We start from the raw sequence: 23,790 nt of genomic DNA on the forward strand, positions 1-23,790 counted from the left end.
ACCTACACAAAAACCCCCGGAAATCTCCGGGGGTTTTTGATTTCTAAAAAGCCCATTTCATTGAAAATATATGAAAAATATGGTATAAAATAAGTAGTCGTTTTTTGTCCACAGATCTCTGAGGGACAGAAATGTTCCTTTCTAAAACGAAGGAGGTAATATTCGTGAAGAGGAAAAATTGGATTTGTCTGCTGCTCGTACTGGTCATGGCCCTGGCCATGCTGCCCACGGCGGCATTCGCGGCCAACGGGACGCCGGAAGGCAACTGGGCCGACTACGCGGCGGACGCATTCGCCGGCGGCACCGGCGCCAAGGACGATCCCTATCTCATCGCCACCGCAGAGCAGCTGGCCAAGCTCGCCGCGGACGTGAAAGCGGGGGAAAAATACAGCAACACCTATTTCAGGCTGGAGGCTGACCTGGACCTCTCGGCCCATGTGTGGACCCCCATCGGCACTTATATTTGGCCGATAAATGGGACTAGTACAAGCCTTGCTTTTTCCGGCAACTTTGACGGGAACAGCAAGACCATCTCCGGGCTCTATGTGGACGAGCGGGAAACCAAAAGCGTCGCCGGTCTGTTCGGCTATGTCAATTGCTCCAAAGATGACCATTTGGACGTGGGCATCAAAGATCTGATCATTGTGGACGCGGCGATCTATACTTCCGAAGAGGGCCTGATGGAAAACAGCGCCGGTATTCTGGCTGGACTTGTCATGGCCAATCCGAATCTTAGCATCACCGTCTCAAACGTCACCGTCTCGGGCACGATCGTATGTGAGATGACGGATGGATCCAACAAAATCGGCGGGCTTGTGGGTGACTCAACCCGCGTTACCTATACCGATTGCCACGCCGATAGCGTAGCCATCTCCGGCGGCACCAACATGGGCGGCTTCGCGGGGATTTCTGGCATGTCCACCTTCACCGACTGCACCGCCACCGGCACGGTGGACGGCGGCTGGTCTTTGGGCGGCTTTGTCGGCTACTCTTCTTCCATCGGTGTTGAAGGACCCGACGTGTTTGATCACTGTACGGCGGACGTGGATGTCACCGGATTTGACTGGAACCTGGGCGGTTTTGCCGGGTTCCTGGAAGATGGAACCATCACCGACTGCGTTGCCTATGGGGATGTGACAAGTTCCGCGTCCAACTTCCAGCCCAAGGTTGGCGGCTTTGCCGGCAGTGGCGGAACTTCCCCCTCCATCACCGACTCCCACGCGGCTGGAGTGGTCACCGGCGCTCATCCCACCATTCCCGCCGGCGGGTTTGTGGGCTACTGGGACGACGCCACCCTGACCGGCTGCTCTTTTGACGCCGATAAGAACCCGGGCCTGAACAGCGTAGGGGAAGGCACCGTCCCAGGCGAGGATGCGATCGCGGCGGTCTCTACCAGCCAGGTTCTCCGCAACATCTGTGAGGACTACTACGGTGGTCACAGCTTGGTCCATGTACCGGAGGTAGATCCCACCGACACCTCTGCGGGCAACATTGAGTACTGGCGCTGTGAGCGCTGCGGTGCTTGCTTTGCCGACGAGACGGGCACCATTGAGATTGATCCCGCTTCTGTCACCCTGCCAGCCACAGCTCCTCCCAGCATTCCCGGCTCCAACGTGGGTCAGGTAGGCGGCAGCGACTGGGATTGGCCCAGCTCCTCCGGCGGCTCCACCAGCGGATCCGGCAGCGCCAATGGTTCCACCAGCGGAGATAAGCTCAACCCGGATACCGGCGACAGTTCCCTGATGGCAGGCATTGCCCTGCTGGCAGCGGCCTCTGTAGGCGGCATCCTCCTTTCTAAGAAGAGAAAATAAAAATAAATAGAATGATTAAGAAAACCGGCTCCCAATGTTGGGGGCCGGTTTCTTCACCTTCCGGGCGGGCGGCGAGTCGCCGCAGCCAAATCGCGCTGTAGTGCCATTGGTAACAAAAACGCGGGTGACGCGGCGGTGTCGCGAATAAAATTCAAGGCGCGTCATGCCCGCCGCTAGGGCCGCGGGTGATGCGGCGGTGTCGCGAATAAAATTCAAGGCGCGTTCTGCCGCCCGCTAGGGCCGCGGGTGATGCGGCGGTGTCGCAAACAAAACTCAGGGCGCGATCTGCCCTCCGCTAGGAGCGTGGGCGGTTTCGGCGAAAGCCGACGATTTTTTCGAATTGAGCGGGGGACTCCCTCAGGTCTCGCCCCCGCGAATCGAGGAAAAATCGCCGCCCATACCGCAGGGAAAGCAGCGAGCCTCATCAGGGGGATATCCAAGGGGGGTAGCCCCCTTGGATCACTTTTGCATCCTTTTCTTGAGAGAAAAGGATGTGCCCGCCCCGGCATGAGGGGCTGCCCGCTAGGGCCGCGTCATGCCCGCCGCAGGAGTGGTACTTGTTCCCCCTTTGGTGGGATGAAGGGAATTTTCTTGACAGAAGCCCAGCGGGGAGGCTACAATATATGTAAAGTCATTATCATCTATTTAGGGAGGTAGCACTATGTTAGTCACTATGAAGGAAATTCTGGATCGGGCAAGCACAGGCAATTACGCTGTCATCGCCCCCAACGTGTTCTGTGAAATTGACACCCGGGCTGCCATTGCAGCGGCGGAGAAGCTCAATTCCCCCATGATTATCGATCTGAGCGTCGGTTCTACCAAAGATATTGTTGTCACCGGCCGCAACCTGGTGGACATCGCGAAACAAACCGCAGTTCCTGTTGCGGTGAACCTGGATCACGGCGGCGACGTCCACAAGAGCTTTGACGAGGTCACCGAGGAGATCATGCAGGCCATTACCGCCGGCTTTACCTCGGTGATGGTGGACCGTTCCAGCCTGCCCTATGAGGAAAACATTAAAGAGACCGCTATCCTGGCCAAAATCGCCCATTCCATGGGTGTGACGGTGGAATCGGAACTGGGCCATGTAGGCTCCGGCTCCAAATATGACACCGACGGTTCCTCCATGTATACCGACCCCGCTATGGCCAAGGACTTTGTGGAGCGCACCGGCATCGACTGCCTGGCTGTAGCGGTAGGCACGGCCCACGGCGTATACACCTCCACCCCCAAGCTGGACTTTGACCGGATCAAAGCCATCAAAAAAGAGGTAGGCAACCTGCCCCTGGTCGTCCATGGCAGCTCCGGCGTCCCCTATGCCGATCTTGCCAAAGCCGGAACCATGGGTATCAACAAGGTGAATATGGGCTTTGACTTTATGGATAACATTGCCAAATCCCTCCAGAAGCGGGACTTCTCCGGGGCAAACTCTTACAACGTATGGCAGTACATCCAGGAGGCCTATATGGAAAAGGCACTGGAGATGATCGAGTACTTAGGCTCCAAGGACAAGTCCTGGAAGGTAGAAGGAACCTACTGCACCGCCGCCAGCAAACTGCTGGGCGAAGGCGGCGAAGGCTGATTCCCCTGAGAAAGAAAAAAGCGCGATGCAGAAAGCATCGCGCTTTTTTTATAACAACCCAAGGGGATAACCCCGGCTTGGGATTATATTTGGGTGGTTTGGAGAGGCGCCGGGGGGATGACCTCCACCGTCAGCTTGCCGTCCTTGAAATCGATGATCATCCGGCTGCCGGGCTGGATGTCCTCGGCGATGATCTGGCGGCCGATGAGGGTCTCCACATGATGCTGGACAAACCGCCGCAGAGGCCGCGCGCCGTAGACAGGATCGTAGGCGCTGTCGATGATGAAGTCCTTGGCTTCCTCGGTGAGCTGGCAGGAAAGCTGCTTGTCGGCAAGGCGCTCGTTTAAGTCCTTCACCAGCAGGTCGATGATCTGGGTGATATCCGCCTTGGTCAGAGGCTTATAGAAGACGATCTCATCCAGCCGGTTGAGGAATTCAGGCCGGAAAGAGCGTTTGAGCAGTTCGTTCACCTGATCCTGGGCCTCCTGGGTGATGCTGCCGTCCTTGTCGATGCCGTCGAGGAGGAACTGGCTGCCCAGGTTGGAGGTCAGGATGATGATGGTATTCTTAAAGTCCACGGTGCGGCCTTGGGAGTCGGTGATCCGGCCGTCGTCCAGCACCTGGAGCAGGACGTTGAAGACGTCGGGATGGGCCTTTTCCACCTCGTCGAAGAGGACCACGGAGTAGGGTTTGCGGCGGACGGCCTCGGTGAGCTGGCCGCCTTCCTCATAGCCCACATATCCCGGAGGCGCTCCGATGAGGCGGGAGACGGAGTATTTCTCCATATACTCGCTCATATCGATCCGGACCATGTTGCGCTCGTCGTCAAAGAGGCATTCGGCCAGGGCCTTGGCAAGTTCGGTCTTGCCCACGCCGGTGGGGCCCAGGAAGAGGAAGGAACCGATGGGACGGTTGGGGTCCTGGATGCCGGCCCGGGAGCGGATGATGGCGTCGGTGACCCGGGAGACGGCTTCGTCCTGGCCGATGACCCGTTTGTGGAGGATCTCATCCAGGTGGAGGAGCTTCTCCCTCTCCCCTTCCATGAGCTTTGCTACAGGAATGCCGGTCCACCGCTCCACAATCCGGGCGATCTCCCCTTCGGTGACCTTATCCCGGAGCAGGGAGTCTTTCTTGCTGCTCTGGGCCAGGGATTCCTGCTCCTCCAGCTGTTTTTTCAGGGCGGGGAGCTTGCCGTATTTAAGCTCGGCGGCCTTGTTCAGGTCGTATTCCCGCTCCGCCTTCTCAATCTGGCCGTTTAACTGCTCCAGCTGCTCCCTGAGCTTCTGGACCTTGCCAATGGAGGCCTTTTCGTTGTCCCATTTGGCCTTCATGGCGTTAAACTGCTCCCGCATCTCGGCCAGTTCCTTCTGGATCTCCTTCAGATGCTCCTGGGAGAGGGCGTCCTTCTCTTTTTTCAGGGCCGCCTCCTCGATTTCGTGCTGGATGATCTTTCTCTGGATCACATCCAGCTCGGTGGGCATGGAGTCGATCTCGGTGCGGATCATGGCGCAGGCCTCGTCCACCAGGTCGATGGCCTTGTCGGGGAGGAACCGGTCGGTAATATACCGGTTAGACAGGGTGGCGGCGGCGATGATGGCGCTGTCCTGGATCTTGACCCCGTGGTAAACCTCATACCGTTCCTTCAGGCCACGGAGGATGGCGATGGTGTCCTCCACCGTGGGCTCGCCCACCATCACCGGCTGGAACCGGCGCTCCAGAGCCGGGTCTTTTTCAATGTACTGGCGGTACTCGTTTAAGGTGGTGGCGCCGATACAGTGGAGCTCGCCTCTGGCCAGCATGGGCTTTAACAGGTTGCCGGCGTCCATGGAGCCTTCGGTTTTGCCGGCGCCTACAATGGTGTGAAGCTCATCGATAAAGAGGATGATCTTCCCTTCGCTCTTTTTGATCTCCGCCAGGACGGCTTTCAGCCGCTCCTCAAATTCGCCTCGGTACTTGGCGCCGGCAATGAGGGCACCCATATCCAGGGAGAAGATGGTTTTATCCTTTAAGGAATGGGGCACGTCCCCCCGGACAATCCGCTGGGCCAAGCCCTCGGCAATGGCGGTTTTGCCCACGCCGGGCTCGCCGATGAGGACCGGGTTGTTCTTGCTCTTTCTGGAGAGGATCCGGATGACGTTCCGGATTTCGTCGTCCCGTCCGATGATGGGGTCCAGCTTCTGGTTCCGGGCCCGCTCCACCAGGTCGTCGCCGTATTTCTTCAGGGCGTCGTAGGTTTCCTCCGGGCTCTGGCTCATGACCCGGGCGGAACCCCGGACCCCCATGAGCACCTTGAGGAAGCCGTCCTTGGTGATCCGGTAGTCCCGGAAGAGCTGTTTCAGATTAGAGTTGGCCTGGGAAATCAGGGACAGGAAGATGTGCTCCACCGAGACATATTCATCCTTCATGTTGTCGGCCAGCTTTTCCGCCTGGATCAGGGCCGTGTCTACATCCTGAGAGACATAGACCTTCTCCGGATCCCGGCCCGGGCCGGACACCTGGGGCAGTGCGTCGATCATCCCCTCCAGCCGGGAGGTCATGGCGCCGGCGTCCACCTGCATCTTCTGCAGCAGCTGGGGGATTAAGCCTCCCTCCTGGGTCAGGAGCGCGTAAAGCAGGTGCTCCTGGGAAATCTGCATGTTCTGATGTTCTATACTGATCTGTTGTGCCGCCTGGATGGCCTCCAGGGACTTCTGTGTAAATTTCTGCGCGTTCATAAAGTTCCCTCCTTTTCGGGGCTGGGCAGGGCTTTCCAGGCCCCACCTGTGCCAACGATACTTAGTATACCGGTCAGCTGTGAAGAAATCACAGAAACTTTATGGCGAAACTGTAAAAATTAGCACTCGAATATTGAGAGTGCTAATTTGTAAAGAATGAAAGACTTTTTCCAGAAACCGGAACGTGGAAAAGCTTGGGGGAAACAAAAATTATACAGATTGCAAACGGGGATTTTATCCTAGATCTTGTGGATTTATTTTTTTAAAAATCCAGAAATTGTAGATATGCTACGGCGGGTATTAAAATCGAGTTTTAAACATATTCCACCGACTTTTCCACTGGTTTTGTGAAAAGTCCGGATTTCCAGTTGATAACTTGGTGGAAAGCGTGGAAACTTCTGACTGCTTGTCAGGAGAAAACCGCATAAGTTCAAAGTTTTTTCAAAATTTGCTTTTCCAGTTTTCCCCCAACAGGCGGTGGAAAAGGGAAAAAAGGGCTGTTGTGGAAAAATTCATATCCAGATCTTGCCCTCCCATTACATTTTGTATACATTCTTTGCGAAAAAGAGAGAATCCCCCGCCAGTGCTTTCCACAGCTGGCAGGGGATCCTTTTTGGGCAAAAAAGATGACGGGTTACAAAGCAACCCGTCGCAAGTAAAGGTAGTATGGAGTTAATTATAAAGGAGGGGGATTGACAGAGAACCCAGAACCGAAATTCTGTTGTTCTCTATGGCTTTATTATATCAGGTTCCCCAAAACGGTGGTGAATAAAATGAAAATAAAAATGACGAAATTCTTGAACACCAGCTGCCGCTGGGGGATATTGCGCTGTGGTGTCGTTCGCAACAAAATCGCGTGTGCCGCGGACGGGCAGTGCCCGCTGCCACCACCTGCCGGTGGGGGATATCGCGTTTATGTGTCAGTCGCAACGCAGCTGCGGGCAACGCGGGCGGTGTTGTGAACAAGACCAAGGGCGCGTCATCCCGCCCCGGAAGGGGCCGCCCATACTGTTGGGAAAGCAGCGAGCCCCATTAGGGGGATATCCAAGGGGTGCCCCCTTGGATCACTTTTGCATCCTTTTCTTGAGAGAAAAGGATGGCGGACAGTGTCCGCAGCCAGATGGCGCTGTAGTGCCATTGGCAACAAAAACGCGTGCGACGCGACAGTATTACAAATAAAGCCAGAGGCGCGACCTGCTCTCCGCAGGAGCGCGGCATGAGCGCAGAACACCTGCCGGTGGAGGATGTCGCGCTGATGTGTCAATCGAGACCTATTTGCGTGTGACGCGGCAATGTCACGAATAAAACCGAAGGCGCGTCATCCTCGCCGGAAGGCGCGGCGGGTCGCCGCAGCCGAGTCGCATTGTGGCACGATTCGCAACAAAAACGCGTGGGTCGCGGCAATGTTGCAAATAAAACCAGAGGCGCGACCTGCTGACCGCAGGTCCGCGGCATGAGCGCAGAGCCAGCCGGCTACCGCTGGGGGATATCGCGCTGGCGGGCAGTGCCCGCTCCCGAGTCGCGGATAAGCGCTGTCAGTGACCTATTTGCGTGCTTCGCGAACAGTGTCGCAAATAAGTCTTAGAGCGCGTCATGCTCTCTGAGGGAGCATGGGCGGTTTCGGCGGCAGCCGAGTCGCGTTGTGGCGCTATTCGCAACAAAAATGCGGGTGTCGCGACAGTAGTTTCAACTAGACCGTGGGCGCGACCTGCTCTCCGCAGGAGCGTGGGTGCAAAAACAGGAGCCTCCTATTTCAGGAGGCTCCTGTTTCAAGGTCCGCGGACCTTAACTTTTTGATTAGTTTTTTCACCTTGGCCTTGCATTTGCCGCAGGAACTCCCCGCCTTGGTCAGGGCTTTGACCTCTTTATAGGACTGGGCCCCTTGAGCCACAGCCTGGGCAATATCCCCTTTGGTCACCTTGCGGCAGGGGCAGACCACCTTATGGGGGTTCATTATAATACCAGGGATGGAGCGGTGTAGACACGGGCCGCCAGCTCAGAATCCAGCATATACAGGCTCTTGGGATCGCCGCCGAACAGATCCATCTTCTTGATCAGGTCGTCGGCGTTCTTCTCCTCTTCCCCCTGCTCCTTGACAAACCAATCGAGGAACTGCATGGTGCGGAAATCCTTGACGCTGTAAGCGGCGTCATAGATGTTGTGGATCAGGCTGGTCACATACTGCTCATGCTCCAGGCCGGCCACCAGAGGATCCTTCAGCGCCACCAGCTTTTTGTCCGGCCGGTCGATGGCCTCCAGCGTCACCTTAGCGCTGTTGTTCTGCATGTATTGCATAAAGAGGAGAGCGTGATCCCGCTCCTCCTGAGCCTGGACATTGTACCAGTTGGCAAAGCCGTTCAGGCTTGCATCGGTGTAGAAATTGGCAAAATCCAGATAGAGATAGGCGGAATAAAATTCCTTGTTGACCTGTTCGTTTAACAGTGCAGCTACTTTGGCATCCAACATAAAAATACACTCCTTTTTCTGTTTGTTTGCCTTCAGTATAGCACCGCTAACAGTGGTATACAAGGTTTTTACCAAAATATACACCGAAAAAGTATACAAACTTTATGGAGAAAAGAGTCCCTAGCGGGCAGCAAGACGCGCCCTGGGTTTTTTGTTAGCGACACTGTTCGCGGCGCACGCGACTAGGTTACCAATTGCGCCACAGCGCGACTTGGCGGCGGCGACTCGCCGCCCGCGATGCCCGCAGCTGAGTTGCGATTGACACATAAACGCGACATCCCCCGGCGGTAGCCGGGGGAAATTTTCGTTTCAGATGTACTTGACTTCCTATAGCAAGTCCATTATACTATAGATCGCTGGAATAAGCGGTGGAGTCTGTCATAGGGAGTAATATCGTCTCTATTTATTCGCAGTGTTTGCTTTTGAAAAGCTGAGTTATCGGCTATTTTTTGATGAATTGCGAGGGACAGGACTTCCACAGCGGGGTTTTGTCCTTTCTTTATAAATACAGAAGAAACAGAGATATATTTCCGAATCGACTTCTTTCCATGGTTGTTTGAGGGAAAGAAAAGTCTGAGGAACATAAGGAGTCTGGCGATGATGGATCAGGTTCTTGCAACATACAAACACTTATTGGGCGCAGTCGCTCCAGGCCCTTGGGCCGGGGTTTTATGGGCCTTCTATTTTTTTGTAAAAGGATCGGTGGATAAAATTCGGGACAGGCAGGGTGGTGGTTCCCTGGCGGGACGAAAAACCCTGAGTTGCCATGGATATTGGCCGGATTCTTTTGTACCCATGCTGCGTACTGGTTTTCAATGCGCTCCTATGCTGCAATGAGAAGCACGGATGAAAATAATGAGAGAGAGAAAGGTTGGAAAACATCGGGTGTATTGAGAATCCCGGTATCAAAAATGAAACATTTTATATTTTCCATCAAAAAACAGCCTCCCGGCAGGCTGATTGTCATGGGATTTGCCCTGGTCATCTTACTGGGAACCGCCCTGCTCCTGCTGCCGGTTTCGGTGAAGGATGGGGCTACGGTTACCTTTATTGACGCTCTGTTTACATCAACCAGCGCCGTTTGTGTGACGGGGCTCATCGCCATTGATGTGGCCGACCACTTTACCGCTTTTGGGCAGACGGTGGTGGCGGCCCTCATCCAGATCGGAGGTCTGGGTGTGACCTCTATCGGCGTGGGGCTCATTCTGGCCGCTAGAAAGCGGGTGGGCATCAAAGGCCGTGTGCTGGTCAAAGAGGCCTTTAACGTGGATGGCATCAAAGGTATGGTGCGGCTGGTGAGGTCGGTGCTGCTGATGACCCTCTGCTTTGAGGTGGTGGGGATGGTGCTGAGCCTTATTGTCTTCGCCCAGGATTACCCCTTCCCCCACGCCCTGGGCATCAGCGCCTTCCATTCTATCGCCGCCTTTAACAACTCCGGCTTTGACATCCTAGGAGGGCTCCGCAACCTGACCATCTATCCGGACAACCTGCTGCTCAACCTGACCACCTGCGGGCTGATCATCTTCGGCGGCTTGGGCTTCCTGGTCATTCTGGATGTTTTGAAAAAACGGTCCTTTAAAAAGCTGACCCTCCATTCCAAGGTGGTCATCACCACCACCATTGTCCTGTTGGTGGGTGGGACCCTGCTGCTGAAGGCCACCGAGGATATCACCTGGCTGGGGGCGTTTTTCCAGAGCGTTTCCGCCCGTACAGCGGGCTTTTCTACCTACAACATCGGGGAGTTTACCAACGCGGGATTGTTTACCTTAATCGTGCTCATGTTTATCGGCGCCTCCCCAGGGTCTACCGGCGGCGGTATCAAGACCAGTACCTTCTTTGTCCTGATGCAGCAGGTGCGGGGCATCTTCACCAAAAAGCATGTAGGCGCCTTTAAGCGGAGCATTTCCAACGACGTGCTGGCCAAGGCGTCCATGATCGCCCTGGTCTCCCTGCTGCTGGTGTGCGGCGGCACCTTCCTGCTGTGCGTTCTGGAGCCGGACTGCACCTTTATCCAGCTGCTGTTTGAACAGGTTTCCGCTTTCGGTACGGTGGGACTTTCCACCGGCATTACGCCGGGGCTCTGCGACGGCAGCAAGCTGGTGCTCATCTTTACCATGTTTGCCGGACGGGTGGGAATGTTCACCCTGCTCTCCATCTGGATAGAGCGTCCCGCTCCGACAACCCATTACACAGAAGAAGCGATTACGGTTGGTTAATTTCGAGGAGGATATACTACGATGAAAAAGAAAACACGGGAGACGGCGGAAAGTTTTGGCGTCATTGGCCTAGGCCGGTTCGGCTCCGCCCTGGTGGAGTGCCTGGCCCAGTCGGGCAAAGAGGTCATTGCCATTGACAAGGATGAAACTAGGGTCCGGGAGGCCAGACGGTTTACGGATATGGCTCTGGTAGTGGGTGCCCTGGATCGGGAGTCCTTGGGAGAAGCGGGGATCCAGAACTGCGATACTGTGATCATCTGCATCGCCGAGCAGGTGGATGTGAGCATCCTGACCACCATGACGGTGTTGGATATGAAGGTGCCCCATGTAGTGGCCAAGGCCAGCAGCATTATGCATGGCGAGGTGTTAAAACGGCTGGGGGCCAAGGTGGTCTATCCGGAGCGGGATATGGCTATCCGCTTGGGCAAAGGCCTGGTCTATCACAGCTTCCTGGACTCGGTAGCGTTGGAAGGTAACGTAGAAGTCCGCAGGATCCAGGTGACAGAGCCTCTGATTGGCCTCACCGTCCGGGAGACGGATTTCCGGCAGAAATATGGGCTGAACATCATTGCCATTGAGCATAATCATCACACAGATGTGGAGTTCTCTTCCAGCTACCAGTTCAAAGCGGGGGACATTATCTCCGTAATTGGGCAGACGGGGAACATAGAACGGTTTGAGAGCGATATGCAATAAATTTGCCGTTAATTTTTGTCTAAATTTTCGCAACAAAGCATTCACAATTGCATTGACAATTGCAAAACCAGCGTTTATACTTTATGATGGAATAAGCGGTGGAGTCTGTCATAGGGAGCAATCACACCCCTATTTATTCCAAGAAGGTTGCGAAAAAAGAAAGGAATTTTCTTACAAGACGCGATTTTTAAGGCAAGGGCAGACCCAAGGGGGCTGCCCTTTTTTATTTTCTGACCGCGTGGAATTTTCCAGCGTTTGGAATTTGCCCTCCTGCTTTTTTCAAAATTTATCGAAAGGTTTGGTGATCCTTAAGTGGAAAGTCAACTGTCACTCTTCTACGGGCTGTCGTTTCTCACGGTAGCCATCGCGTTTGCCTTCGCGTTTTACCTCTACCTGTGGGTAAAGAAACAGAAGACAACCAACGCAAAGATTCAGGAGGTCTCCGCCTTAATTAAAGAAGGCGCCAACACCTTCATGCGCCGTGAGTACCTGGTACTGGCCAAATTTGCCCTGGTGGCGGCCATTGTCATCCTGGTGCTGCTGCCCATGCCCATCTGGCAAGGCAACATTATTGACAACATCTCCATGGCCATCGCCTATATCGCAGGTACCGTCCTGTCCGCCATCGCCGGAAAAATCGGTATCATGGTGGCGACCCACTCCAATGGCCGTACGGCGGAAGCAGCCCAGAAGGGCCTGAAACCCGCCTTCCTCATCGGCTTCCGCGGCGGCGCTGTCATGGGCCTGCTGGTGGTAGGCTGTTCCCTGTTGGGCGTGGCGGCTGTTCTGTGGATTACAGGAAACTCCAGCATCCTGCTGGGCTTCTCCTTCGGCGCTAGCTCCCTGGCCCTGTTTGCCAAGGCCGGCGGCGGTATCTTCACCAAGACAGCCGACGTTTCCGCCGACCTGACCGGTAAGGTAGAGCTGGGCATCCCCGAAGACGACCCCCGCAACCCCGCTGTTATCGCTGACAACGTAGGCGACAACGTAGGCGACGTGGCCGGCATGGGCGCCGACCTGTTCGATTCCAACGTAGCGGCTATGGCTTCCGCCCTGGTTCTGGCCCAGTCCCTGGCCGGCGGCGCATATAACAACATCTCCATGGTGTTCTGCTATGCCATCCTGGGCCTGCTGGCTTCCATCATCGGTATCGCAACCGCAAGGGTTGGCAAAAACGGCAACCCCACCCATGCGCTGAACTCTTCTACTTATGTAACCACCGCCATCTTCCTGGTGCTGACCGCTCTGGCTACTGTGGTCTTTGACGGCTTCTCCTGGAGAATCTGGGGCGCTTCCGCAGTAGGCCTGCTGGTAGGCGTTGTCATCGGTATTACCACCGACTACTTTACCGACGACACCAAACCCATCGTCAAAAAAGTGGCCCATGCTTCCAGCTCCGGCCCGGCGTTTACCGTTCTTTCCGGTGTGTCCTATGGCTTTATCTCCGCTCTGCCCGCCATGGTAGGTATCGCCCTCTCCGCTCTGGTCGCTTACAAGCTCTGTGAGCCCATGGGCGCTGGCTACGCCATCTTCGGCATCTCCATGGCCGCTGTTGGTATGCTCTCCATCGTCGGTATGATTATCTCCAACGACGCTTATGGCCCCATCGTGGATAACGCCCGCGGTCTGGCTGAAATGGGCGGCTTGGGTGACGAGACCATCCGCACCGCTGACGAGCTGGACAGCGCAGGCAACACTGTAAAAGCTATCACCAAGGGCTTTTCCATCAGCGCTGCCGGCCTGACCGTTATCTCCCTCCTCGGCGCCTTTATGTCCGAGGCCAACGACGCCTTGGCAGCAGCCGGCAGAGAACTGATTACCGGCTTTGATATTATGTCCCCCACCGTCTTCTTCGGCGTCCTCATCGGCGCCGCCATCCCCGCTGTCTTCTCTGCCATGCTGATTCTGGGCGTGGACAAGAACGCGCAGCGGATGGTACAGGAAATCCACCGTCAGTTTGTGGAGATCCCCGGCCTGAAGGAAGGCAAGGAAGACGCGAAACCCGAGTACGGCAAGTGCATCGACATCGCCACCTCCGGCGCTATCCGGGAACTGATCCCCGCTGGCCTTATGAGCATTATCGCCACCCTCATCGTCGGCTTTATCGGCGGACCTCTGGCCATCGGCGGCTTCCTGCTGGGCAACATCGTCAGCGGACTGCTCATCGCCCTGTTTATGTCCAACTCCGGCGGTTTGTGGGATAACGCGAAGAAATATGTGGAATCTGGCGAAGAAGGCGGCAAGGGCAGCGAAGCCCACAAAGCCGCTGTTATCGGCGATACCGTCGGCGACCCCTTCAAGGATACCGCTGGTCCTTCCATCAATACCCAGATCACTGTTGTATCCCTGGTATCTTCCCTGGCCTCTTCCCTGTTTGTATGGTTCTCCATCCTGGGCTAAGAGAAACGGGAACTCTATTTTAAAAGCATTGTCCGGCGGGGATTTCCCCGTGGCTTAAAAATAGCAAAAGAAAAGAAGCCGGGATTCGGATACCCTTTTGTGGGTGTCTGAATCCCGGCTTCTTTTGCCCCTACCGGGGCGCGCCTAGCGGCGGGCATGACGCGCACTGGGTTTTGTTAGCGACATTGCCGCGGCCCACGCGCTTTTGTTATAGCTGACGCCACAGCGCGATTTGGCGGCGGCGACTCGCCGCCCGCGATGCCCGCAACCATGTTGCGATTGACACATAAACGCGACATCCCCCAGCGGCAGCTGGGCCCCTGCCGGGGCGGGATGACGCGCCCATGGCCTAGCCAAAACCACCGCCCGCGATGCCCGCAGCTGAGTTGCGATTGACACCACAGCGCGACTTCCTCCACCGGCAGGTGGCCGGTTTAGATCGGAAAGGGTATATCCAATAACCCGCAAAAGGTTGGTAGCGCCGCAAAGGCGTCGCGAGGGCGTTTACAACCGAGCAGCCGGAGCAAGCGGGACCTTTTGCGGAAAAGGAGGAATGACGGAGCGGTATGAGAAAAGCCCGGTCTTCGACCGGGCTTTTTGAATGGAGCGCAGTCCATTCCGACGTGGCGCGCTTGAAGGGATTCGAACCCCCGGCTTCTTCCTTAGGAGGCCTGACCTATCCCCTTGAAGGGGTCTGCAATATCCGTTTCTTGCATAAAATCCGTATTTTTCAGGGTTTTAGAGTCAAAACCAAACTGTTTTCCGTAACTTACGCAGATTTCACAGCAAGTCCTGAGCGCGTGGCACCACGCAGGGTGCCAAAAATGGCACCATTTATTCAAAACAGAACGAAGCTACTATTTCGAAGACGCGTCGCACGCGTCTTTTCCTGTTTCTACGATCGATACATAATAAAGCAAGTTCATTTTCAAAATGTCCGCTCGAAGCCAAATTTGTTTTTAAAATTGTATTGACTATTCGACGTACTTTGGCTATAATAGATAATACAAAAATATCCGCTTTAGCGGTCAATTAGATTGAATTTAGAAAGGACTGTGAGCTATGCACGATGTCCAGTATTATAAGAGCATATTCGATAAGTACGGCGGCATGATGCGTACCACGCAGCTTGCAGAGGAAAAGATATTCTATCCGCAACGTGAAAAGCTGATCGCAGATGGCCATGTGGAAAAAATCCGTAGAGGCTATTATCAATGGATTAACCCGGACGATTTCAGCGAAGTGGGAACCGTGATTCGCCTATTCCCTGACGCCATACTCTGCATGGACACAGCACTTCGCTATTACGGGTATAGCGATCGTACTCCAGGCGACTGGCACCTGGCAGTCAGCAAAGACTCCGGCAAATCCCGATTTAAGATTGACTATCCCTTCGTAAAACCGTATTACGTGGAGCCTGCTGTACTGGAATTGGGTCTGACAACCGGAACCATGGACGGTCATACCATTCGTATCTATGATAAAGACCGTCTGATTTGCGATTGCCTGCGCTATCGCAATAAGATGGACAAAGAGATATTCAACAAAGCAATTCGGAAATATATCGCAGATCCGGAAAAGAGCATCCCGAAGCTGATGGAATATGCCGGACCTCTGCGCGTGAAGAAGCTGGCAAAAGATTTGATAGGAGTGTGGCTTTGATGGCAGATATGGCGGCATCCGTTCTGGCAAAACTGAAAAACAAAGCAAAATCATCCGGCATCAGCTATCAGCAGTGCCTGCAGCTATTTTTTCAGGAGGAATTTCTGCGCCGGTTGGCAGGCTCTAAGTACGCAGAGAACTTCGTGCTGAAGGGCGGTCTGTTTATTTACACCCTGACTAACTTTGAAAGCAGAGCGACGGTGGACGTGGATTTTCTGATGCGCGGTCTCAACAACGATCTCGCCCGCATGGATGAAATCATAGCTGAAATCCTGGCAGTGGATACCGGCAATGACTTTGTGACATTCAAGGCCGGCAAAACCGAACCGATTGCTGTGCAGCGCAAATACCATGGTGTCAGCACGCAGATCACCGGATACATAAAGAATGTTCGCGTGCCCTTTAATGTTGATATTGGCGTTGGCGATGTGATCGTACCGAGCGCCGAGCGCCGAAATATTCAGACACAGCTTGAGGGTTATGACAAGCCCGAAATCTTGACCTATTCTCTGGAGAGCACCATTGCCGAAAAGTTTGACGCCATCCTGCAGCGCTTTGAGCTGACCGGCCGCATGAAGGACTTTTACGATATTTATTATCTGTCCCGCTCCTTCGACTTCGAAGGCCTGAAGCTGCAGACCGCAATCCAGGAGACCCTGCAAAACCGCGGCACAGCATATGAAAAGGATAGCTTCGACCGCGTCCTCGCCCTTGCAGAGGATGAGGATATGCAGGTAAAGTGGCGTTACTTCCTCAAGACACTTGGAAATCTCGACATGGCCTTTGCAGACGTAATGGATGGCATCAAAGCCTTCCTGCTGCCGGTCTGGGAAGCGATTATAGCAGAAAACGAAACCTTAAGTAATTGGGAATCTAAAACTACAAGTTGGAGATAAGGAAGGTATATTCCATGGCTAAGAAAAAAGTAGAAGAAAAAATCAATTTGGACTCCATTCTGTTCAAATGTAGAGATATTTTGCGTCAGGCGCGTAATTCCGGTTCCTTTTTTGAGAAGCGCGATATGATGCTGACCCTGGTGTTTTTGCGCTTTATTGGTGAGAAGTTTGAAGATGGTATACAGAAACTGCGCCAGGAGCTTATTGCGCAGGGACTTGACCCCGATGACGAAGAAATTTTTGCGGCATTTTTTGATGATGCCACTTTCACTGACGGAACCTATAATCTGCCGGTGGAGGCCCGTTGGTCCACTATTATCAACACTCCCGCGCCGCAATTGAATGTTGCGCTGGATACTGCGCTGCACAGTCTGGCAACCAGCAGCAAGCAGCTGAAGGGCTGTTTTGTGGAGGGCACTTTTACCACCCGCAATTTAGCTCCTAATGATATTAAGAAGATTGTTGATGAGGTCAATAAGATCAGCCACAAGGCTTTTGGCGAAGAAAAGGATCTGATCGGCCGCGTATACGAATATTTCCTGAAGGAATTTGCAGTCAATGCAACCAAGGAGGAAGGCGAATTCTATACGCCCCACGACGCTGTTCAGTTGATTGCTGCTATAATCGAGCCCTTTGACGGCACTTTGTACGATCCCTGCTGCGGCTCCGGCGGTATGTTCATCCAGAGTGCTGATCTGATCAGAGAAAAGAAAGGTGACATCAGCCGTATCAACATTTATGGTCAGGAGAAGGAACCTGCCACCTATCGTCTGGCAAAGATGAATCTTGCCCTGCGCGGACTCAGCCACCATTTGGGAGAGGAAGCAGACTCCACCTTTACCCATGACCTGCATAAGGGAATTTACTTCGATTATATTATGGCAAACCCGCCCTTTAACCTGAAAGGCTGGTATGATCCGAATCTGAAAAACGATGCTCGTTGGGCAGACTACGTTACCCCACCGGAGAGCAACGCAAACTATGCCTGGATTTTGCACATGCTTTCCCATCTGAGAGCAAACAAGGGTGTTGCCGGATTTTTGCTGGCCAATGGTGCTTTAGGCGACAGTGATACCGTGGAAATCCGTAAAAAACTCATTCAGAATGATAAGGTGGAAGCCATTATCATCCTGCCTCGTGAATTGTTCATTACCACCGATATCAGCGTTACCTTTTGGATTCTGAATCAGAACAAAAAAGGTGGCAGTTATCACGGCAGAAATCTGCGTAACCGTGAGGGCGAGATCCTCTTTATGGACCTGCGTACTTGGACGGAGAACCCAGTGAAGAATGAGGGTAAAAAGAAAGTGTCACTGGACGATGTGCAGATTCAGAGGGCAGCAGATGTCTACCATACTTGGCAAACCGAGGGTACAGACGGCATGCACTATGAGGTACCGGAGCTGTATCGCAGCGTTGGTATTGCAGAAATTGAGAAGCAGGGCTGGAGCCTTGTCCCCAGCAAGTACATTGAGTTTGTTGATCACGACTTGGAGATTGACTTTGGCGCGGAAATGAGCCGTATTCAGGCAGAAATGCGTGATGTTCTTGCGCAGGAGAAGCAGTCTCAAAAGATGATGGAGGATGCGTTCAGGGGGATCGGATATGGCATTGACTAAATATAAGCTCGGAGCATTGATAGAACTCTGCGATGTTCGAAATTATGACGGCATCTATACGCTTGACGATATTAGAGGAATTTCTACCGGCAAAGAGTTTATTGAAACCAAAGCAAACATGGATGGCGTCAGCTTGTCTTCCTATAAAGTTGTTGATTATCAAGAATTTGTATATGTTGCAGATACGTCAAGACGTGGCGATAAGATTGCAATTGCATTCAATACCGTAGAGAAGCCGGTACTGATTTCTTCGATTTACACTGTTTTTCGTGTAGTTGATAAAGATAAGCTCCTTTCGGATTATCTTTTTATGTTCTTCAACCGTCCGGAGTTTGATCGCTACGCACGTTTTAATTCTTGGGGATCGGCACGAGAAACCTTTGACTGGGACACTATGTGCGATATTGATATCGAACTACCCGATCTTCCCACACAGCAGAAATACGTTGATATCTACAATGCCATGGTTACCAATCAGCAGAGCTATGAACGCGGGCTGGAGGATTTGAAACTGACGTTTGATGCCTTAGTAGATAATCTCAAAAACACAGCAACAAGAAAACCTGTGCGTGATCTTTTGGTTGAAGTAGATAATCGAAACAGCGACGGCGAGATCGTCGATGTTCAGGGCATTAATATTTTTAAACAATTTATGCCTTCTGTAGCTGATACCAACGGCGTGGACCTCAGTAAATATAAGGTTGTAAAAAAGGGACAGTTCGCATATTCCGGTATGCAGACAGGTCGCGATGAATGCATTCGAATTGCTTTGTTCGACAAGGATGAGCCGATTATCATTTCGCCTGCATACACAGTTTTTGAAATTAAAGATGGAACAGTCCTGCCGGAGTATATTATGATGTGGTTTTCCCGCAAGGAAAGCGACCGTCGTGGATGGTTCATGAGCGATTCGAGTATACGTACGAACCTTGACCTTGAACGTTTCTACGAAATAGGAATTCCGTTGCCGGATGAGAAAATGCAGAAATCCATCGTAGATTTGTACAAGTTATATATTCTGCGCAGAAGCATCAATGAGCAATTAAAAGCTCAAATCAAAGAAATCTGCCCGATACTGATTCGAGGATCGTTGGAGGAAGGAAAATAATATGCCTGGATTGCTGTTTCCCGCATACCAAAAACTATATAGTGCGTTGAGCCACCTGGAGCGGTTTGATAAGGAATCCAATTTCTTTGATAACATTTCCGCGATTGACAACTTTTTTAACGAGTATCGGAACATTACGTTTGTGATGCAGGAATCGTTAAGGCATACCGAACATTTTGACGCCTATGAAAAGAACAGGGATCAGTTCCTCACAGACCATTGGTTTGTGGAAAAGCGGAATGAAACGATCAAGCAAAAGCCATTTGAGTTAATCAAAGAGGTTGTTGTCACTCTATATCTACCCTTTGGTGGTTTTACGGTTTCCGAAAAAACGTATTCCGTTGCCGACGATGAACAAATGGAATCCATTTTTGCGAAACTGAAGGACCTGCTTTGCAAAGTGGATTCACACGAGGTGTGCTTTTCAGTATCGTTTTCGTTTCATGAAGCAGGCAGCGATATTGATTTGCTGAAGCGAGTATTGCAGGGCGTTGCATCAATGAAAAGCTTTATGGATGCTATGGAGCAGGATATCGGAGAGCAGTGTCCGCTGTGCGATCAATTGAAGGACAAAATCAAAAACATTCATCTGTCTGACGTGCCGCTGGATTTTTTGCTTGTAAACGACTACACATACTACCCCGAGCAAGATTCCTTCGATAAGGCGGAGCGGGTTAGTATGATGATGTTGCTTGACAGCAAAAAGGTTGCAAGCCATCAGCCACTCTCGTGGTTAACACAAGCTAAACACTTTAATTATGACGGCACTGCATTCGGTAACTTCACGCTCATGCATGCGATGTTAAGAGCTATACGCCCCGGGATGGACATCATGCCGGCTATCATGGTTGTTTACGATGATGACACGTATGATCTTGATGCGTTCGATGCAACCATGAAAACCACGATGTACAGAAAGCTAATGGAAACAGCGCGGTTGGTTGACGAGCAAAATGTGGTGGAAGTTTGCTACATGAGCCTGTATTCAAACATTCCTATTACACCAGATACACCTAAGACATCACGCGAACGAATTCGGCAATCCACGTCGGATATATTGGTGTGCGCCAGCATAGATAAGGCACTTCACGAAAAAGAATATGTTTTCGACGGGAAGCAGATGGAGAATATGGAATACGTTGCGTGTGTTATGAGAAACGGACTGCGTGAGCAACTTGGCGTCAGTGCAACTAATCTGTTTCCGATCAGATGTGCTTTTGAAAAGAAGCTGAACGGAGCTTCAAACTAATTATAATTCCCATTCAGCTGGGAGATGAAGGCAACTATGGCTAAATTACAGAATTATAACGGCCACTATTGCGAATCTGAATATGAGTACGCATTCCTTTCGTTCCTGGAGAACGAAGGGTGGACTTATCTTGCTGGAAACAGAATTCCACGTGACTCTAAGAGAGATGTCCTGTATATGGACGACATGGAGCAGTTTCTGAGCAAGACCAATCCGGATCTGAAGGCAGAAGAAGTGCGCCAGATTATGGATACCGTGCGCCTTGTGGGGTCGGAATCGGATTTTGCTACACTCCATAAAGTCTATGGCTGGATGGTGGACGGCGTTCAATTCACCCCGCAAGCAGGCCTCCCAAGAATGGTTAATCTGATCGATTTTGAGAATCCGGAAAATAACCTTTTCCGCGCAGTCAATCAATTTACCGTAGAATACACCAATAACGGCCAGAAGGAAAACCGCCGTCCGGATGTCATTCTGTTCGTTAATGGTATGCCTTTGTGCGTTATTGAGCTAAAAAATCCGGCAGACGCCAATGCTACCATCAACGATGCCTGGGAACAGATTAACATCCGCTATTGGCGCGATATTCCCCACTTGCTGCATTATTGCCCGTTGGCATGTATTTCGGATGGAGTCAAAACCAGATTAGGTACAGTCCGCACGCCTTATGAGCATTTCTACGCTTGGCGTCGTGTCAATGATGGAGACAAGGTTTCTACGCTGCCTTTTGACGAACTGGAGACAATGATAAAGGGTGTTTATGCACCCGCAAGATTCTTGGAGATCTTCCGAGACTATATATACTTTCAGGATAGTGAATACGACAGTGACGAACGTGAGATCGTGTGTCGTTATCCGCAGTTCTTTGCTGCTCGCCTTTTGAAACAGAGTATCATAAAATCAGTTGTTGAAAAGAGCGGCAAAGGTGGTACATACTTTGGCGCAACCGGCTGCGGCAAGACATACACCATGGCTTTCCTTGCTCGTCAGTTGGCGCTGCGTTGTACCCATGTGCCGGAGATTGGCTCGCCCACGATCGTTATGATTGTGGACCGGGAAGAACTTCAAAAGCAGGGCGCAAAGCTGTTCACCAAGAGCAAAGAGTTTCTGAATCTTGGTGAAGTGACGGTTGTCCCCAGCCGCAGAGCGCTAAGAGAAGAACTTGGTGCACGTGAAAGTGGCGGATTTTACATTTGTACCATCCAGAAATTCTGCGATAGAGAAGATGACAAGATCGGTCTCATCAATGGCCGTTCCAATATCATTTGTTTTTCCGACGAAGCCCACAGAACCCAACTGGAGCATGCGAAAAGAATTCAGTTCAGCAAGGACGCTGACGAGAATATGCGTGCTATGTTGTCCAAGCCCTACGCAAAGGTGCTGAAGGAGGCATTTCCGCAGGCAACCTTCGTTGGCTTCAGTGGCACGCCTATTGCGGAAACATATCAGACATTCGGTGATGAAATCGACCGATACACAATGGATCAGGCTGTCGCAGACGGATTGACTGTACCGATTAAGTACCATCCCCGTATTGCAAAAGTTCTGTTAGATCAGGAAAAGGTACAGCAGATCGAGGCTTATTATAAAAAGTGTGCAGAGGATGGCGCTACGGCTGATGATATAGAAGCCAGCAAGAAGGCTATGAGCTCCATGGAGATTATCCTTGGCGAGCCCTCTCGTCTGGAACGCCTCGCGGTGGATATTCACGATCACTATGTTTCTTCCTGCGAAAAGGATCCGGATAGGATTCAAAAGGCGATGGTCGTGTGTTCCAGCAGAACAATTGCCTATGCACTTCTGAGAATATTCCAAGAAAAGTATCCAGAGTGGTTTGTAGAAAAGAAGGCTCCCGACGGTGTTGCAGCATCCGAAGAAGAACTGCGTGAGCTGAAGCCTATGCCCTTTATGGCAATGGTAGCCAGTGTCGGCAGCAACGATCAGCCGGATATGTATAACTACCTTGGCGGTGTTAAAAACGGTAAACGTTCCGAAGAATTGGATGTAGCGTTCAAACAGGAAAAATCCAATTTCCATATTGCCGTTGTCGTTGATATGTGGATCACAGGTTTTGATGTTCCCTCGCTGACCTACATGTATAACGATAAACCCCTGAAAAAACATTTGCTGATTCAGACGATCAGCCGTGTCAACAGAAAGTATCCCGGCAAAGATTATGGATTTATCATTGACTACATCGGCATTCGCGATAATATGCGTGAAGCAATGAAGATTTACGGCGGTGATAATTCTGTTGCGCCTACTGCCGATGATGTGGAGCAGGCAACCAGTGTGTTCCGTGAGGAACTTATGATCCTGAAAGATTTGTTTGCTGGTTATGATTTAGCGCCGTTCCTTGACCCGAATGGAGATCCCGCTCTGCGTTATAGATTATTGGCAAAAGCTGCCGAGTATGTTTTCATTTCCACACAGGAGCTGCAAACAGAAAGTAAAGGCGGAAAAAGCGTAAAGAAGGTTTCTTTCAAAACATACTTCCTGAAAACAGTCAAACGGATGCGCGCTGCATATGATATTTGTCAGCCGTCCGGTGAGCTGGGAGAGGAAGAATCTGCTCTCGCACAATGCTTCATGGCGATCGCTGGTTTTGTCCGCAAGATGAGCGGCACCAGTGAAGTGGATGCGGATACCATGAACCGCCATGTTGCAAAGATGGTAGAAGAAGCACTGCGCTACAATGAGGTTGAAAGTGTTCTTGAGAATGGCGAGCAGGAGGATATCTTCAGTGCCGAATACTTTGAAAAACTGTCGGATGTAAAAATGCCCGCTTCCAAACTGGAACTGCTGGTAAAAATGCTTCGTAAACAGATTTCGGAATATAGCAAAACCAATCAGATGGCCGCAAAGAAATTTCAGGAAATGTTGGAGGAAACGATCAAACAGTATCATGAGCGCAGAAAGCATCTGACGGCCGAAGAAGCCGGAGAGGCGCAGGAATATACATCAGAAGAAATAATCAGGAATGCTACTGAACAGGCATTGCGAATCCTGAAAGAGATGAATGCTGATCGTGAGAGCTTCCGCAAAATCGGCCTGACTTTTGAAGAAAAGGCCTTCTATGATATTCTAATGGCCCTGCGTGATGAATACAACTTTGAGTATGGTGCAGACGAGCTTGTTGATGGTATTACTGTGAACGATAAGTGTAAGGCACTGGCAAAGAAGATTAAGGAAATAATTGATACAAAATCTTCCTTTGCCGACTGGCTTAACAATCATATTGTCCGCGACCAGCTAAAGTTTGACATCAAAGTTTGTTTGATTAAGAACGGCTATCCACCGCAGTACAGCCCCGAAGTTTTCAGGAAAGTAATGGAGCAGGTTGAAAACTTCGAAGAAAACAATTGATGTGA

General features: G+C 51.9%; 15 protein-coding genes. 12 read left to right on the forward strand and 3 right to left on the reverse strand.

The genetic code is table 11. The features are described from left to right. Positions 1–164 precede the first annotated feature (164 nt). Together WGC32_RS11930 and WGC32_RS11935 are read left to right on the forward strand one after the other, a co-directional pair. Positions 165–1,811 (forward strand): GLUG motif-containing protein, encoded by a 1,647-nt coding sequence (locus tag WGC32_RS11930; RefSeq protein WP_342682198.1) that lies wholly within the window; start codon positions 165–167, stop codon positions 1,809–1,811. 661 nt (positions 1,812–2,472) lie between these two features. Next, on the forward strand, positions 2,473–3,393 hold the full coding sequence (locus WGC32_RS11935; RefSeq protein WP_342682200.1) for a class II fructose-bisphosphate aldolase: 921 nt from the start codon (positions 2,473–2,475) through the stop codon (positions 3,391–3,393). Positions 3,394–3,476: 83 nt separating this feature from the next. Here the strand turns inward: WGC32_RS11935 and clpB are convergent, their stop codons facing one another. The 3 genes from clpB to WGC32_RS11950 form a co-directional block, all read right to left on the reverse strand. Next, positions 3,477–6,107: an ATP-dependent chaperone ClpB gene (gene clpB, locus WGC32_RS11940; protein ID WP_342682202.1), complete on the reverse strand. Its 2,631-nt coding sequence runs from the start codon at positions 6,105–6,107 to the stop codon at positions 3,477–3,479. Positions 6,108–7,860: 1,753 nt separating this feature from the next. Further along, positions 7,861–8,061, reverse strand: a complete 201-nt coding sequence (locus WGC32_RS11945; protein ID WP_191510028.1) for a (2Fe-2S)-binding protein — start codon at positions 8,059–8,061, stop codon at positions 7,861–7,863. After that, positions 8,061–8,573: a ferritin-like domain-containing protein gene (locus tag WGC32_RS11950; protein WP_191510027.1), complete on the reverse strand. Its 513-nt coding sequence runs from the start codon at positions 8,571–8,573 to the stop codon at positions 8,061–8,063. Before WGC32_RS11950 ends, WGC32_RS11945 begins: the two co-directional genes overlap by 1 nt. A 597-nt stretch (positions 8,574–9,170) precedes the next feature. Here WGC32_RS11950 and WGC32_RS11955 point away from each other — a divergent pair. The 10 genes from WGC32_RS11955 (at position 9,171) to WGC32_RS12000 (ending at position 23,785) form a co-directional block, all read left to right on the forward strand. Beyond that, positions 9,171–9,410 (forward strand): hypothetical protein, encoded by a 240-nt coding sequence (locus WGC32_RS11955; protein ID WP_342682203.1) that lies wholly within the window; start codon positions 9,171–9,173, stop codon positions 9,408–9,410. Between the two features lie 74 nt (positions 9,411–9,484). Further along, positions 9,485–10,789: a TrkH family potassium uptake protein gene (locus WGC32_RS11960; RefSeq protein ID WP_342682204.1), complete on the forward strand. Its 1,305-nt coding sequence runs from the start codon at positions 9,485–9,487 to the stop codon at positions 10,787–10,789. A gap of 21 nt (positions 10,790–10,810) precedes the next feature. Further along, positions 10,811–11,485: a potassium channel family protein gene (locus tag WGC32_RS11965; protein ID WP_342682205.1), complete on the forward strand. Its 675-nt coding sequence runs from the start codon at positions 10,811–10,813 to the stop codon at positions 11,483–11,485. Positions 11,486–11,797: 312 nt separating this feature from the next. After that, on the forward strand, positions 11,798–13,885 hold the full coding sequence (locus tag WGC32_RS11970; protein ID WP_191482499.1) for a sodium-translocating pyrophosphatase: 2,088 nt from the start codon (positions 11,798–11,800) through the stop codon (positions 13,883–13,885). 1,062 nt (positions 13,886–14,947) lie between these two features. Continuing rightward, a complete protein-coding gene (locus WGC32_RS11975; RefSeq protein WP_342682206.1) occupies positions 14,948–15,547 on the forward strand; it encodes a type IV toxin-antitoxin system AbiEi family antitoxin domain-containing protein in 600 nt (199 codons plus the stop codon). After that, positions 15,547–16,443: a nucleotidyl transferase AbiEii/AbiGii toxin family protein gene (locus tag WGC32_RS11980; protein WP_342682207.1), complete on the forward strand. Its 897-nt coding sequence runs from the start codon at positions 15,547–15,549 to the stop codon at positions 16,441–16,443. The genes WGC32_RS11975 and WGC32_RS11980 overlap by 1 nt, the downstream gene beginning before the upstream one ends. A 14-nt stretch (positions 16,444–16,457) precedes the next feature. Beyond that, on the forward strand, positions 16,458–18,062 hold the full coding sequence (locus WGC32_RS11985; protein ID WP_342682209.1) for an N-6 DNA methylase: 1,605 nt from the start codon (positions 16,458–16,460) through the stop codon (positions 18,060–18,062). Next, positions 18,049–19,170 carry a restriction endonuclease subunit S gene (locus tag WGC32_RS11990; protein WP_342682210.1) on the forward strand — a complete coding sequence of 374 codons (1,122 nt, stop codon included), beginning with the start codon at positions 18,049–18,051 and terminating at the stop codon, positions 19,168–19,170. Before WGC32_RS11985 ends, WGC32_RS11990 begins: the two co-directional genes overlap by 14 nt. Before the next feature lies 1 nt (position 19,171). Further along, on the forward strand, positions 19,172–20,419 hold the full coding sequence (locus WGC32_RS11995) for a hypothetical protein (RefSeq protein ID WP_342682211.1): 1,248 nt from the start codon (positions 19,172–19,174) through the stop codon (positions 20,417–20,419). 36 nt (positions 20,420–20,455) lie between these two features. After that, entirely contained in the window at positions 20,456–23,785 is a 3,330-nt protein-coding gene (locus WGC32_RS12000) for a type I restriction endonuclease subunit R (RefSeq protein ID WP_342682212.1), read from the forward strand. The last annotated feature ends 5 nt before the right edge of the window (positions 23,786–23,790 follow it).

This window comes from Zongyangia acetica, assembly GCF_038739695.1.
Taxonomy (GTDB): Bacteria; Bacillota; Clostridia; order Oscillospirales; family Ruminococcaceae; genus Zongyangia; species Zongyangia gallinarum.

Coding starts and splice junctions, on each gene's coding strand:
- WGC32_RS11935 (WP_342682200.1), top strand. CDS start 2,473: ATGTTAGTCACTATGAAGGAAATTCTGGATCGGGCAAGCACAGGCAAT.
- clpB (WP_342682202.1), bottom strand. CDS start 6,107: ATGAACGCGCAGAAATTTACACAGAAGTCCCTGGAGGCCATCCAGGCG.
- WGC32_RS11945 (WP_191510028.1), bottom strand. CDS start 8,061: ATGAACCCCCATAAGGTGGTCTGCCCCTGCCGCAAGGTGACCAAAGGG.
- WGC32_RS11950 (WP_191510027.1), bottom strand. CDS start 8,573: ATGTTGGATGCCAAAGTAGCTGCACTGTTAAACGAACAGGTCAACAAG.
- WGC32_RS11955 (WP_342682203.1), top strand. CDS start 9,171: ATGATGGATCAGGTTCTTGCAACATACAAACACTTATTGGGCGCAGTC.
- WGC32_RS11960 (WP_342682204.1), top strand. CDS start 9,485: ATGAAACATTTTATATTTTCCATCAAAAAACAGCCTCCCGGCAGGCTG.
- WGC32_RS11965 (WP_342682205.1), top strand. CDS start 10,811: ATGAAAAAGAAAACACGGGAGACGGCGGAAAGTTTTGGCGTCATTGGC.
- WGC32_RS11975 (WP_342682206.1), top strand. CDS start 14,948: ATGCACGATGTCCAGTATTATAAGAGCATATTCGATAAGTACGGCGGC.
- WGC32_RS11980 (WP_342682207.1), top strand. CDS start 15,547: ATGGCAGATATGGCGGCATCCGTTCTGGCAAAACTGAAAAACAAAGCA.
- WGC32_RS11985 (WP_342682209.1), top strand. CDS start 16,458: ATGGCTAAGAAAAAAGTAGAAGAAAAAATCAATTTGGACTCCATTCTG.
- WGC32_RS11990 (WP_342682210.1), top strand. CDS start 18,049: ATGGCATTGACTAAATATAAGCTCGGAGCATTGATAGAACTCTGCGAT.
- WGC32_RS11995 (WP_342682211.1), top strand. CDS start 19,172: ATGCCTGGATTGCTGTTTCCCGCATACCAAAAACTATATAGTGCGTTG.
- WGC32_RS12000 (WP_342682212.1), top strand. CDS start 20,456: ATGGCTAAATTACAGAATTATAACGGCCACTATTGCGAATCTGAATAT.